At 51.4% G+C, this 15100-nt stretch carries 9 protein-coding genes; 8 read left to right on the forward strand and 1 reads right to left on the reverse strand.

Going from position 1 to position 15100, the window contains the following annotated elements; translation table 11 throughout:
- Positions 1-5 precede the first annotated feature (5 nt).
- A complete protein-coding gene (locus PUT07_RS23530) occupies positions 6-1388 on the reverse strand; it encodes a dipeptidase (protein ID WP_274471049.1) in 1383 nt (460 codons plus the stop codon).
- A 168-nt stretch (positions 1389-1556) separates the two neighbouring features.
- On the opposite strand from PUT07_RS23530, the gene PUT07_RS23535 reads away from it, so the two are divergent.
- The 8 genes from PUT07_RS23535 to PUT07_RS23570 all read left to right on the forward strand — a co-directional run bounded on the left by PUT07_RS23535 (position 1557) and on the right by PUT07_RS23570 (position 15088).
- Positions 1557-2105, forward strand: a complete 549-nt coding sequence (locus tag PUT07_RS23535) for a GNAT family N-acetyltransferase (RefSeq protein ID WP_274471050.1) — start codon at positions 1557-1559, stop codon at positions 2103-2105.
- A gap of 249 nt (positions 2106-2354) precedes the next feature.
- Positions 2355-3125, forward strand: coding sequence for an ABC transporter ATP-binding protein (locus tag PUT07_RS23540; RefSeq protein WP_274471051.1), 771 nt, complete (start codon positions 2355-2357; stop codon positions 3123-3125).
- Positions 3088-4182 (forward strand): efflux RND transporter periplasmic adaptor subunit, encoded by a 1095-nt coding sequence (locus tag PUT07_RS23545; RefSeq protein WP_274471052.1) that lies wholly within the window; start codon positions 3088-3090, stop codon positions 4180-4182. The genes PUT07_RS23540 and PUT07_RS23545 overlap by 38 nt, the downstream gene beginning before the upstream one ends.
- Positions 4182-7115: an ABC transporter permease gene (locus PUT07_RS23550; protein WP_274471053.1), complete on the forward strand. Its 2934-nt coding sequence runs from the start codon at positions 4182-4184 to the stop codon at positions 7113-7115. The genes PUT07_RS23545 and PUT07_RS23550 overlap by 1 nt, the downstream gene beginning before the upstream one ends.
- Position 7116: 1 nt before the next feature.
- Positions 7117-8040: an ABC transporter ATP-binding protein gene (locus PUT07_RS23555; RefSeq protein WP_274471054.1), complete on the forward strand. Its 924-nt coding sequence runs from the start codon at positions 7117-7119 to the stop codon at positions 8038-8040.
- The gene (locus tag PUT07_RS23560; protein WP_274471055.1) at positions 8037-9506 is read left to right on the forward strand and encodes an ABC transporter substrate-binding protein; all 1470 of its coding nucleotides are present in this window, start codon (positions 8037-8039) and stop codon (positions 9504-9506) included. The genes PUT07_RS23555 and PUT07_RS23560 overlap by 4 nt, the downstream gene beginning before the upstream one ends.
- Positions 9507-9553: 47 nt before the next feature.
- Positions 9554-11707 (forward strand): COG1470 family protein, encoded by a 2154-nt coding sequence (locus tag PUT07_RS23565; protein ID WP_274471057.1) that lies wholly within the window; start codon positions 9554-9556, stop codon positions 11705-11707.
- A 273-nt stretch (positions 11708-11980) separates the two neighbouring features.
- A complete protein-coding gene (locus PUT07_RS23570; protein ID WP_274471058.1) occupies positions 11981-15088 on the forward strand; it encodes an efflux RND transporter permease subunit in 3108 nt (1035 codons plus the stop codon).
- The last annotated feature ends 12 nt before the right edge of the window (positions 15089-15100 follow it).

Here is a 15100-nt window from a genome sequence, read left to right on the forward strand (position 1 = left end):
TCCCCTTATGCTTGTTCATTCGATTCCGCGAGCTTCAGCCAGAAGCGGCAGATCGTTTCGGTTCCTTTATCCCAGTTGTCCAGATGGAAATGCTCGTTCGGCGCGTGGAGGTTTTCCCCCGGCAGACCGAAGCCCAGCAGAACGACGGGGGCATCGAGCACCCGGCCCAACACCTCAACGATCGGGATTGAACCACCGCTTCGGGTATAGACGGGCCAAGCTCCATATGTGTCTTCATAAGCGCTTGCGGCCGCGACCATCACCGGCTCGTCGATCGGAGTAATGAACGGATTGCCGCGGAGCTGGCGGTCCAGTGTTATTTTGACGCCCGGCAGCGATTGCGCATGGATATGCGCTTCGATCGCATCCATAATCTCATCGGGCTGCTGCGCTGCGACGAGGCGGCAGGCGATTTTGGCGGAGGCCCGGTTCGGAATGATCGGTTTGATGCCTTCCCCTTGAAATCCGCCGCTGACGGATGTAATTTCCAATGTCGGTCTGGACGTCGTCTGCTCATAGAACGAGAAACCTTTCTCCCCGTATAAGACCGGCACGTCGAGATCGGCCCGCACTTTCTGCTCATCCGGCTCAACCTGTTTGAACGATTCGCGCTCTTTGTCGGAAAGCTCAATGACACGGTCGTAAAAGCCTTCGACCGCAACGCGGCCTTCGGCGTCGTGGAAAGAGCTCAGCAGCTTCGATAGGGCATGAATCGGATTCTGAACAGCGCCTCCGAACAAACCCGAATGCAGATCGCTGTTCGCTCCGTCAATCGTAATTTCAAAGGCGGCAAGCCCGCGCAGTCCGTACATCAACGCCGGTTTGCCAGGCCCATGCATCTGGGTATCGGACAGTGTGACCGCATCCGCTTTCAGCTTGTCTTGATATTTCTCGACGAAAGCGGGGAGGTGCTTGCTCGCGATTTCTTCTTCGCCCTCAATGCAGAACTTGACATTCACCGGCAAACTGCCGTGTGTACGCAGAAATGCTTCTACGGCTTTGACGTAAAGCAGCACTTGCCCTTTGTCGTCGGTGCTTCCTCGACCGAACAGCTTGCCGTCGCGAATCGTCGGTTCGAAGGGCGGCGTTTCCCAAAGCTCCAGAGGCTCCGGAGGCTGAACGTCATAATGCCCGTAGATGAGTACGGTCGGCTTTCCTTCCGCATGCAGCCAATCTCCGTAGACGACAGGGTGGCCTCCGGTCGGCATGATCTCAATATTTTCCAGACCTGCCGCTTTCATTGATGCTGCGACCCACTCCGCACAGCGCTCCATATCGGGCACGTGCTGCGTGACAGCGCTAATGCTCGGAATCCGCAGAAACTGCATGAGTTCCTCTATATGTTGATTCCTTTGCTTTTCCAAATAGCTTTTGACGGTATCGATCATATCTGTAATCTCCTTTTTTGCAGCCATCCTAAAAAAACTGCCATTCATAATTTCCCCAAAGTCCGGTAAATTCCTGCAATGAAATTAACAATTTGCGTGGAGTGAGTAGTTGCGGGTATGATGATGTAACGCTATATGTGAACATTGAAGGAAGCGAGGGAAGCTATCATGCAGGCGTTAATGAAGACGGACCGTATGTCGCTGCTGAAGTTCGACCGGTCCTCGGCTGGGCTCGTACTGGACTATGTGCTCCGCAATCGGGCTTTTCTGCAAGCATGGGAACCGGAGCGGAATGACGATTATTATACAGAAGAGTTTCAAGCGGATCTTTTGGACAAAGAATCCAAGCTCATCGTGGATGGACATTTATTCAAGGTGTGGATGCAATATGAGGGGGCGCTGATCGGCTCCATTGCCCTGAGCAATATTGTCCGCGGGGCGTTCCAATCCTGCCATCTGGGCTATCGGATGGACGAGCGGCTCGCGAATCGCGGTCTGATGACGGAAGGGGTAAGGGCTGTCATCTCCTATGCGTTCGACGTCATAAATTTGCACAGAATCGAAGCCAACATCATGCCTCGCAACGTCGCCTCGCTTATGGTTGTGAAGAAGCTGGGCTTCTACGAGGAAGGGCTGGCCTATAAATATTTGAAAATAAACGGCGTTTGGGAGGATCACCTTCATATGGTGCTTCGTAACGAGGCTATGGAATCGTAAGGGTAAGAGAACAGGACTGTCTTGGAAAGTCGGAAACGGCTTCCGGGATGGTCTTTTCTTTTTGGGAAAAATTAGGTAATAAGTTGGATGACACTATTTTACATTTAATAGTATATTTTAATAGATTCATGCAGAGATGTCTGGCTAAAAAACTTTCAGCAAATTTTCAGCTTCTTGTAACTTTTTTTGCAGATGCTCCGTCTTATTAATACAACATTCCATTATGGAAATGAAAGGAAGACTTGCCATATGGCGAAATGGTTTCGCAAACAAAGCCCTGCCGAAGGCGTAACGATCGAAGAGGAGCCGCCTGCTGCCGAGCAGTTTCCTTCGCGCTTTCCCTCGGATTCGCCACTGCTGACCGTTAAGGGCGTACATCGATCCTTCCAGGTTGGCGGTGAGCGGCTGGAGGTGCTGAAAGGCATCAACATGGAGCTAAGACCGCTTCAGCTCGTTATGCTCAAAGGGCGTTCAGGCTCAGGGAAAACGACGCTGTTGAATATGATCGGAGGACTTGATCAACCGAACGAAGGAGAGATCCAGTTCCTGAACCATGCGTTCCATCTAAACGGCGATGATGAGAGAACGCTTGTTCGGCGCAAGGAAATCGGGTTTATTTTTCAATCTTATGCGTTAATGCCGCTATTGTCCGCCTGGGAGAATGTGGAGCTTGCGCTTCGAATGGCCGGAGTTCCAAGATCCCAGTGGAAAGAGCGGGTCGCGTACTGCCTTGATCTCGTGGGTTTAAGCAAGCGCATGCATCACCGTCCTTTCGAGCTGTCGGGAGGCGAGCAGCAGCGCGTAGCGATCGCGAAGGCGATTGCCCACAAGCCGGCTCTCATCCTGGCCGATGAGCCGACGGCTGAGCTGGACTCCCAGATGGGAGCGCAGATCATGTCCGTGTTCCGAAGTATGATCGCAACTGAGCAGGTTACGATCTGTATGACTACCCATGACCCTACAATTTTGGAGGTTGCCGATCATGTTTATGAAATGGTGGACGGTAAATTCGTCTCCTAGCTGGTTGAAACCAGCAGCTGCACTTATAGTATGTACAACTTTATTGTTCGCTACCGGCTGTTCACTGCTGCCCAAGGAGCAGGAGGAGGAGGCGCTTCCGACGATTAATCCGCCGAAGCTGTCCAAGAAGCCCGAATATACGGTCAAAACGGAAACGCTGGAAACGAAAGTGAGAGGAAGCGGGCGTTTGATGGCGCTGCAGGAAGAGAAGCTGTTTTTCTCGGAAGATATGAGTTCCAAGCGGATTAGCGCCATTCTGGTCAAGAACGGAGATGCCGTTGAGAAGGGGCAGCCTATTGCGGAACTGGACGTCTCGGACCTGGAGAGCGATTTGAAGCGCAAGAAGCTGGAGACGCGCAAGGATGAACTGACGATGATTGAGACGCTGCGCAAAGCTGACGAAATGACGCCGGAACAGGTGGAGCAGGCGAAGATTGATTTTGAACTGAAGCGGGAAGAGCTGACGAAGCTTGAGACGCAAGTCAGCAAATCGAAGCTTCTCGCCCCGTTCAGCGGAACGATCGTCAGCGTGACGGCGAAGAAGGGCGATACGGTGAAGACGGACGAATCCGTCGCAACATTAGCCGACCTGAACGAATTGACGGTAGCGGCAAGCATTTCCGCCGACGATGCGAAGAAGGTCGCCATCGGGATGGAGGCGCTCGTCGATATTAATTCTGCCGGACAGCACAAAGGGAAGGTCAAGCAGCTGCCTATCCCGCAAGCGGACGGCAACAATAACGGCGGTTTCCCGGGGGATGGACAAGGCGGGAGACAGGATTCGATCGATCAATATTTGGTCGTTCAGCTGGATGAGTTTCCCAAGGGGCTGAATCGAGGGACTCCGCTTAGCGTGACGATCATTACACAGCGCAAAGAGAATGCGACGACCATTCCGCTTGCGGCGCTGCGTTCGTACTCCGGCAGAAATTACGTGCAAGTCATCGACAATCAAGGCGTTAAGAAGGAAGTCGATGTGGAGATCGGCCAACAGACGTCCACGGATGTGGAGATTGTGAAGGGGCTTACCGCCGGGCAGAAAGTAGTTGGTCGCTGATGTCAATACCGATGCTTCGGTTTCTATTTCGGAAGATGTGGAATACACGCTGGCTGACGTTATCCACTTTGCTTGGTTTAATCATGGCGGTCGCCTTCACCACGAGCATCCCGATGTATGCGGACGGCTCCTTGAAGCGGGTCGTAGCCAAGTCGCTGGAAGAGAAGAGCAGCGGATTGCCGGCAGGCTCCTTGCTCATGAGGTACCAGGCAGTGGGGAACGAACGCGCAGGGTTGGAAGAGTTGAAGGACGTCAATGTCTACATAGGTGATGAAATTCCCAAGGAACTCGGCTTTCCCGTTCAAACTTATGCTCAAAGCTATACGATCAAGGGATCTCAGATGTCTCCTGCCGATCCGTCCAAGGTGGATCCCAGCAAACGGCGGCAGATGACCATCACGACATGGAGCGGGCTGAACGAGCATGTGGAATGGACTGTCGGCCAAATGGCCGGCAATCAAGTGCAAGGCGGCATCGTGGATACAGTCGTACTTGAAGAAGCCCTATACCGCAACGATTTGCATATCGGGGATGTATTCAACTATTCCGTTTCCGGCGCAGGAGGCAGCCAGCTGCTGAAGGTCAGGATCGTCGGCGCCTTCAAGCCGAAGGACGAAACGGACGCCTACTGGTTTCAAGGCTTCGAAGGGATGATTAATGCCCTTATCGTACCTGATGATGTTTTTATGAAAACCTTGTTGACGGAGAAGAAGATTCCGCTCCAGCTCGCCAACTGGTATTATGCCTTCGATTTGCGCAACATTCAAACGAGCCAATTGTCGCCGCTTGACCGTCAATTGGAGAGGCTGGATATCAATCTGTTCCAGAAGTTGAAAAATACGAAGGTCGATGTTTCCTTCAAGCCCATTTTGGCGGAATTTAAGGCGCAAAGCTTGCAGATGCAGATTTTGTTATTTACGCTGGCTGCGCCGATGATCGCCATGGTGTTCTACTACATCGTCATGAATGCCAGACAATCGCTCGATCGGCAGCGTGGCGTCATCGCTACGCTGCGAAGCAGGGGGGGAAGCACGAGGCAAATCATTGGGGTTTATTTCTTGGAAGGTCTGTTGCTGGGGATCGTCGCGCTCGTACTTGGACCGCTCTTGGGCTGGTTCATGGCGAAAAGTATCGGGTCGTCAAGCGGCTTCCTGACCTTCGTCGACCGCCAATCGATCCCGGTCGGCTTTACACCGGAAGCGATGCTCTACGGCGGGCTAGCCGTACTCATTGCCATACTGGCAAGTGTCATCCCGGCGATTCTGTTTGCCAAGTCGTCGATTGTTAACTATAAGCAGCTCCTGGCGCGCTCCGACCGGTCGCCGATTTGGCAGCGGTGGTTTCTCGACATTGTGCTGCTGGGAATCGTCGGCTACGGCTATTATTTATTCGATCAGCGTCAAATTCTGTCTGTGCAAACCGGTCTGACAACGGATCAGCTTCAAGTGCATCCGCTGCTGTTCTTCGTGCCGGCGCTCTCGATTTTCGCGCTCGGACTCTTTTTTCTGCGCGTTTTCCCTTGGCTGCTGCGTCTGTTCGGGTGGCTCGGCCGAAGATTCCTGTCTGTGCCGCTTTACTTGACGCTCGTGCAGCTATCTCGCTCGTCCAAGGCGTATTATCCCTTAATGCTGCTGCTTGTTCTCACTCTCGGACTCGGCGTCTATAATTCCTCGGCCGCACGCACGATTGATCTGAACTCGACGGAAAGGACGCTGTACCAATACGGAACCGATGTCGTCATGCAGACTGTCTGGGAGGGCTTCTCGGATGATTTGCCGAAAGATCCGAATGCAGGCGGCGGTACGCAGGGAGGAGGGAATCCCGGAGCAGGGGGGAATGGCGGAACCGGAAGTGGTCAAGGCGGTCAAGGCGGTCAAGGCGGTCAAGGTGGAGGCCAAGGCGGGGGAAATCCCGGCGAAGAGCCGCCTTCGAAGATCCGCTACGTCGAGCCGCCGTTCCAAATTTTCCGCGAGCTGGAAGGCGTTCAGGCGGCGGCCAGAGTGCTACAAACCAAAGGCAATGTCGTCGTTTCCGGCAAATCCACAGGCCAAGGCATGGTGATGGGAATCGACAATGTCGACTTTGCCCAAGTGGCCTGGTTCCGGCCGGATCTGTTCCCGGCGCACCCGCATCAATATTTGAATTTGCTGGGCAGCTATGAGCAAGCGGTTATTATTCCGGCCAATTATGCCAGCAAGTATGCGCTTAAGCCCGGAGATCTGCTGTCGATTACAATCAGTCAGCAGCCGGTGGAATTCGTCATCGTCGGCATATTGCCGTACTGGCCGAGTCAGTATCCCGATCAAATCCCTTTCTTCATTACGAATCTGGATTACGTGTACGATCAAGCCCCGATGGTTCCTTATGACGTATGGCTCAAAATGAAGCCGGACGCCAAGGTGGCACCGCTCATCACCGCTCTGCAAGCCAAAGGCATCGAGCTGGCTTCCGTGAAAGACGTACGGAACGAGCTTATCGTCCAGAAGAAGCTCCCGGCAAGGGGCGGGGTGTTCGGGATTCTTAGCTTGGGCTTTATCGTATCGGTCCTTGTTTCTTTGATCGGCTACATGCTGTATTGGTTCTTTAATTTATCCAGCCGTGTCGTCCAGTTCGGCGTGCTGCGCGCCATGGGGCTGTCCCGCAAACAGTTGACGGGAATGCTGCTGCTGGAGCAAATCTTTACCGCAGGCTTATCGATCGTATTAGGTATTGTCATCGGGAAGCTGACGAGTTACTTCTTCCTGCCTTTCCTGCAAACCTCGCAAAATGTGAAAACGCAGGTTCCGCCGTTCCGGGTCGTATTTGACTCCAAAGACACGTATCAGCTCTATTTCGTCGTAGCGTTCATGATGGCAACCGGGGCCTTACTGCTCTTTCTACATATTAGAAGGCTGCGCGTTCATCAAGCTGTGAAGCTCGGAGAGGAGAAATAGAATGATTACTTGCGAGGGTTTGGTCAAAATTTATAAATCCGACGAAGTCGAAGTTGTTGCTCTGCAAGGTCTCAACATTCAGGTCGATGCCGGTGAGCTGATGGCAATTATCGGGAATAGCGGAAGCGGCAAATCCACGCTGCTCAATATTCTCGGGGGGCTTGATCGTCCCTCCGCAGGACAGGTGCGTGTCGGTGATTGGGATTTGCTGAAAATTACCGATAAGCAATTGGTCGAATACAAGCGGAATACCGTAGGCTTTATCTGGCAGAATAACGCCCGCAATCTCGTCTCTTACTTGACGGCGCTGGAGAACGTGGAACTGCCGATGATGCTTAGCGGGAAATACGATCCCGCCTATGCCAAGCAGCTGCTGGAATGGGTCGGACTCGGCCACCGTCTGAATAATAAACTTCAAGAGCTGTCAGGCGGAGAGCAGCAGCGCGTGGCGATCGCCATCTCGCTTGCGAACCGGCCAAGGCTGCTCCTGGCGGACGAACCGACGGGTTCGGTTGATTCCAAAACAGCGGATATGATTCTCTCGATTTTCCAACGCTTGAACAAGGAATTAGGAGTAACGATCGTCATCGTTACGCATGATTTATCGATGGCCGGCAAAGTCGGCCGCGTGGTGGCCATCCGGGACGGCATGACAAGTTCCGAGTTCATCGCCAGAAGCCCGATGGCCGCCGGAGATGGTGACAGCGACGGCGCAATGGCCCAAGAGGCGCATGAGGAATACGTTGTTCTGGATCGGGCCGGCCGTTTGCAAGTACCCAAAGCCTACCTGAACGCCTTGCAAATCGAAGACAAAGCTACGATGGAGTTTGACGGCGAGACGATCATGATCAGAGCGCCGAAAGTTCTGCCTGGGCATGAAGGAATGAAAATGAATTCACATGTTGATGGAGGTAAAACCAAATGAAATTAATCACACGTAAAATGCTGGCATCATCCCTGACGCTGGCGATGGTTGTGCCGCTGGCAGTGGCTTGTACGAAAAGCGAGAACACGGATGACAAACAGGAGCGGGTGTTGAAGATCGCGACCACGATGGGGTTCGGAGACGATGAATACTTCCGGCAGCAATTCACGGAAATCTTCGAATTCGCGAATCCGAACGTCAAGATCGAAGTGATTCCGACGATGGATGACAAATACCGGTACGGCGCTATGAAGGCGGGCGAGAAGATGCCGGATCCGATGGAGAAGCTGAAAGAGGTTATGCAGGGCGATAACCCGCCGGATGTCGTCATGGTCGGTTTCGAGCAGCTGCCGGATATTATTGAAAGCAACATGCTGACGCAATTGGATCCCATGATTACGAAAGATAAATTCGATACGACGGGCATCGTTCCGGCCGTTATCGACGGTCTTAAGAATGCGGGCGGCGGCAAGCTGTATGCGCTGGCACCTACATTCAGCTCATCTGCACTTATTTATAATAAGAAATTGTTCATGGATGCAGGCGTGGATTTCCCGAAGGACGGCATGACGTGGGATGAAGTTTTCGATCTGTCGAAACGGATTACGAAGGGGGAAGGCGACAGCCGGATTAACGGATTCTCGTTCTCCACGCAAGCGCAAGGCGATTTGTTCTATGGCATGCAGATGTATACGGCACCGCTCCAACTGAAAATGTATGACGATGCCGGCGAGAAGATGACGGTTGATACGGATCAATGGGAGAAGGTTTGGACGAGGATGGCTCAGCTCCAGAAAGATAATGTATTCCCGGAGCTTATCGATCCGCAAAAAGGGATGAACCGCAAGTTCGATCAAGAGAATCCTTTTGCCTATGACGATTTCATGTCCAGCCGTTTGGCCATGGGAATTATTAACTACGGCCAAATCCAGCAAATTACGAGCGCGAACAAGAACGCAGCCAGCTATAAAGGATACACGCCGATCGATTGGGATGTCGTAACAATTCCTTCCCATCCCGAGGCCAAAGGCGTTGGCGGATCCATTTATATGAACGGGATAATGGGGATTAATGCCAAAGCGCAGAACCCGGAAGACGCATGGAAATTTATCAAATTCATCAACGGTGACGATTGGGCCAAATTGAAATCACACAGCTCTTATAATTTGGTTGCACGGTCCAAGTATTTGAAGCCGAAAGACGGCGCGGAATTCCATATGGAAGCCTTCTATAACGTTACGCCTGTACCACCGGAAAATAATTTCAAGCTGTATCGCGATATGCCGAACATCTATCAGGTTCAAGAAATTGGCCGCCAGCAGTTCAACAATGTTCTCCAAGGCAAAACGACGGCCCGCGAAGCGCTCAAGCAATGGCAGACGCAGGGCGACGCGATGCTGAAACAAATGAAGGAAAATCCTGGCGAGCCGCCGAAACCGATGATGGAAGCTGTACCTGCCGGTTAAACAGTAACTTCCAGGCTAGTCACATTGATAAGGAGGCAATCTAGATCATGCACATCAAGTTCCGCAACAAATATGCAGCAACCGTTGCCTTATCCGCCACGCTGGCTTTCGGAGCCATAACCCCGGTCTGGGCTGACGGAAATCCGGTCGCTGTCACGCAGGCGATCGGCAAAGTGCCGATTACGAGCAGCAGTTATTTCGAACTGAAGCACATCCATGTCATGCCGGATCAAACAGGGAAAATCGCAACGTTCACGATAACGATTCATAACGAAGGCAGCAGCGAATTGCAGTTCATCGATTATTGGGCCAGACTGAGAAGCAAGTCGGGCAATCAATTCTCGGCACGCCTGCTTCCTGCCGACAAAGACAAGAACCGGGTCGCCCCCGGTTCTACGACAGATCTGACCTTCTATGCAACATTGAATGGCGACACGAAGCTGCAGGATCTTGTGGTACAGTTCATCAAATGGGACTTCAGCCAAACGAATTTCGAAAGAGTGCTTGGTGAAGTTGCCGTCCCGGACGACTTTACCGACGTCACGCCGGTAAACGGAGCGGCAGCCATTACCGTAGGCGGGGTGGATGTCCATGCATCCATTAAGAAATTCGTATCCAACAAAAATGAAAAATATCACGTTCCGACGGTGTACGTCACGCTGGAGAATGCCGGCAATCATACGGTTACCATACCGGCCTATTTGTTCTCGATACGAACACCGGAAGGATTGCTGTATCCCTTGGAAGCTAAGGGGCTGAAGGATTTGAAGATCAATCCGAAGGAGAGCAAGGAGATTCAGCTCTCCGGATCTATTCCGGTGGCGGTTGCCGCGGATGGTTGGCAGCTCGCGATCGCCGAGACGATCGCCGATCTGAAGCTGAATGTCGCTGTTGCCAACTTCCAGCTGCCGGCCGTTTCGTCACAGGATGGCGGATCGATCGGGAAGGAATACTCCTTCACGAACAAATCAGGGGTATACACAGCCCAGCTTGGCGGATTGCACCGGTTGCCTTGGGAGGATCAGGATCTGTTGACCGCTGATTTGGTCCTAAGCAACAAAGGTGACGAGTCGCTCCCGATTCCGAAATTGTCCGGCTATTTCTTGCTGGACGATGCGGTCAAAATCGATGCCAAGCTAATTCAGACCGCCAAGGTGATCGGATTAGGTGCGGGATCGAGTGTGAATTTGCAGCTCGCGGGCAAAGTGCCCTATACGTACGAATTTTCAGAAGTGAAGCTTGTCCTTCAGGAAAATGAGGGGGAAACGCCGACGACCGGAGAGACGGGAACGAGCGGAACGACGGCAACGGACGTACTGGAGTTCTCCTCACAGGCTGAGCTCCAATCGGTTCCTTTCGTCGGTCTCGGCCAGTCCTATTCCTCCACGGATGTCGGACGTAAAGCCAAGTATGCGATTCGCAGCGTATCCACTTATGAGGACAAAACAAGCGTCATGTACTCGGCCATGGTCGAGGTAACGAATCTCGAGAAGCGGTTTACGAATGCCGCCAAGCTTGTCGCGAATTTCCGTTCTGCAGACGGAACGGTATTTCCGGCTACGGTTGCAGAGGTGAAGAACAAGATCAGTCCGACAGGCAAGGCGCTGTTGAACGTCTGGGCTCCCGTACCGAAGGGGTTTTCCACGGAGAATTTGAATCTGCTCCTGGGCGAAGCGGTCACTGACGGCAAGCTGTCCGAAGGTGACAAGGCGGTCGCAGATTCTTATGTGAATCCAGTCGCCTACTGGCTGCCGAGCGAAAGCAAGAACGTGCTCACAACGTTGAAAAACGTGGAGCTGTTCCCCTACACGATCTCGATCGATAAAATCGGCACCAAAATTGAGGACGGCGTGTTCACGCTCAAGTTCAACTACGAGCTTACCAAAGAGAAGCTGACCGAAATCAATACGGAGGGCCATAATTTGCTGCTGGTATTCGAAGATGGCGGCGGCATCAAACGGTTCGAGAGAAAGTTCGATTTCAAAGACTTCGACGTCTATAACGGAGAGTCAACAGCCGACGAAGATACGAAAATCCGGCTAGGCCAGCGAGAAAACTTTAAAATTTCCATTTCGGATTCAGGACTTATTTTTCAATCCAAATTCCTTGAGAAATACACGTTAAGCATCTACGATGAGTTCCAAGGGCAGAGGAAGCTGCTTGCTTCCCAGAAGGCCGACTGGTTTATAACAACCGATTGATTCCACATCCGAGCGAAGGCATCTGCCTTCGCTTTTTTTGTTAGTAAAGTCACAGATAGTCATAACCAAACAGATGCCGATATGACCAAAATATGACTGAAATATGACTTGATTCACCTGTTTTTATACACAGACCGATATATAATGAATCAGGGCCGAGAAAATACATAAAATTTTCAACGTTAGTTTATGTTTTGTTAAGAAATTCCAGTTATGATGGTTGAGGGCAGTAAGTTACAAGGTATTAAAGCTGGTGATAGGGGAGAAGTGAGAATGTCCAAGTTAACCGATTTTTCAATGAAAAATGTGGCAGCAATTTTCATCCTCATGCTGCTGTTAGTCGTGGGTGGGACGTATTCCACAACGACGCTCAAGGTAGAAAGTTTTCCAGATATTACTTTTCCGGTCGTCATTGTAAGTACTACATACGTAGCGCCTCCGAAGGATGTGCTGGAGGAAATTACGAAGCCGCTAGAGAAGGCTGTAGCCGGTCTAGACGGTCTCAAGACGCTAAGCTCGAGCTCCCAGGATAACTATTCGCAAATTGTTTTGGAGCTCGAGCAGGATAAGAAGCCTGAAGATGTGAAGAAAGACGTAGAGAGTTTGATCTCTAACGTCAAGCTCCCGCAGGGCTCTGAGAAGCCTAAGGTACTGACGGCGGGGTTCGCTTCCGAGCCGGTCTATTATTTGGCCGTATACGGGGATGAAGGCATGAATCAGGCGGAGCTCGACAACGCCTACAAGAACACAATTTTGCCGGGATTTAATGGGCTCAAAGGGGTTGACCATGTCGACTCCGTAGGTAATCAGGATGCAGTCCTTACGATTAAGCTGGATGCGCCTGCGATTAATAATTATGGCATGTCGCCGGCCGATGTCTCCCAATCGATTAAAGCTGCGCTTGTCTCCAGTCCTGCGGGTACGGTCGATTTCAACGGCAACTCGCAAATGGTTCGCGTAAAAGGCGAAATGGACACTATCTATAATTTGGACAATTTGAAAATTACGACACAAACGGGCGACACGCTGCTTCTCAAGCAAATTGCCAAGGTGGAAGCGATCAGCGAGTCGAAGTTTATTGCAAGGCTGGACGATAGACCGGCAATCGGCGTCCTGCTGTACAAAACGAAAGCGGCAAATGCCGTTGAATTCGCGGATAGCGCCGATGCGCTAATGGCCGAATGGTCGCAGTTGATGCCTGGCGTCAAATTCCACAAAATTTACAATTCCGCGAACGATATTAAAGATTCGATTCACGGCATGGTGCAAGAAGGCGGTTTGGGTGCCATTCTGGCATCTGTCATGATCCTGCTGTTCCTGCGTAATATTCGTATGACGTTGATCGTACTCGTGTCCATTCCATTATCCATCCTTGTCACCTTGTTGGTGATGGGGCCGCTCGGAATCTCCTTGAACATTATGACACTCGGCGGTATGGCGATTGCCGTCGGCCGGGTCGTAGACGATAGTATCGTCGTTATCGAGAACATATACAGCCAACTGCAAGTCGCACAGAAGCGCAACGAGTCGGTTATCAAATTGGCGACAAAGCAAGTTTCAAGCGCGATCACGTCCTCCACGATCACAACTGTCGGCGTATTCGGACCGATCGGTTTCGTAAGCGGGGTCGTAGGCGAAGTGTTCCGTCCTTTTGCCATTACGCTTGTCGTTGCCCTGCTTTCCTCCTTGATTGTTGCTTTAACTGTAATCCCGATGTTGGCGAAGCTGATGGTGCTTTCCAGCAAAAAGTTAACTCATCACGACGAGAATCATGTCGGACCGATGGGCGAGAGGTACAAAAAAGCGATCATTTGGTCTCTAAACAACCGCATCAAAACATTATTTATTGCAGCAGTAGCCCTTATTCTATCTATCGTTATCACTGTTCCGAACTTAGCGGTCGCGTTCATGCCGAACAGCGAATCCGTAAAGCAAGGCGCTATCGAAATCAAGATGCCGCGCGAAACATCGCTGGAAATGATGAACGAAAAGTCCAAAGAGCTCGAAAGAGAATTGAAAACCCATAAGGATGATAAAGGAAATCCGGCGTTCAAATATATTGAATCGTTAGTCGGATATAACCAAAGCAGTGACCGTTACGCGTACAGAGCGATGATGTTCTTCGAGCTTACCGAGGACACGAACGCGACGGAAGCCGTTAAGACGTATAAAGAAGATATGCTGAAATTAATGCCTCCCGGCTCCGAGGTCAACGTACAATTGTTCACCGGCGGACCTCCGACTTCAACGGGTGCGGACTTCTCCTACTCTTTGAAAGGCGACGATCAGCTCTATCTGAAGCAAGCCTCGCAGATGGTGAAAGAAAAGCTCAAAGAATTCCCTGAATTAACGGATATCAAAGACAGCTTGAGCGATTCGAAGACCGAAGTCGAGATTACCGTTGATCAAAATAAGGCGCGTTTGTACGCACTTTCCTCCGCGCAAATTTTGCAGGCCGTCAACTCCTGGATTGCCGAAGAAAAGCTGGGAGATTTGAAATTCAACAATGTGACCTATGCCACGAAGGTGATGCTGAACCCTATTTACAAAAACTCTGTAGATAAATTAGGCACCTTCCTGATCAAAACGCCGACAGGTCAAACCGTTCAATTAAACGAGATTGCCCGCATTCAACAAATCGAAGCACCGAACAGCATCAGCCGAGAGGACGAGGAGCAAATCGTCAGCGTCCGGGCCAAAATCGATAGCACGGATAAAGGCGGCGTGAGCCAAAAGGTTACAGCTGAGTTGGCGAAGCTGGAATTGCCGTCCGGCGTTTCCCGCGAAGTCAAAGGGGTTTCCGACGATATTAATAGAGGCTTCATGCAAATGTTCGTCGCTATCTTCGCTTCCATCTTTATCGTGTACATCGTCATGGTTATCGCCTTCGGGAACGCAAGAGCACCTCTTGCCATTCTATTCTCCCTGCCGCTTGCCGCAATCGGAGGCTTGCTGGGCTTGCTACTTACAGGAGAATCCATCAACGTTACCTCGCTCATCGGCTTCCTCATGCTGATCGGTATCGTCGTAACGAATGCGATCGTACTCGTAGACCGTGTGCAGCAGCTAAGGGAACAAAACTATTCGATCCGCGATGCGTTAATCGAGGCAGGGATTACCCGTCTACGACCGATTATTATGACGGCAGGCGCAACGATCATCGCGCTATTGCCATTAGGGCTCGGCTTATCCAAAGGCACCATTATCTCCAAAGGTTTGGCGGTCGTTGTTATCGGCGGTCTTACGACTTCAACTCTATTGACGCTCGTAATTGTGCCTATCATGTACGAAATCTTATTCAAGAAAAGAGAAGGCCGATGGTTCAAGCGAAAAGGCAAGTCGTCTTCCATCCAAACGGAAACGCCATCTGCGATTCAATAAGCTGAACAGGGG

The organism is Paenibacillus sp. MAHUQ-63, assembly GCF_028765165.1.
GTDB lineage: Bacteria > Bacillota > Bacilli > Paenibacillales > NBRC-103111 > Paenibacillus_E.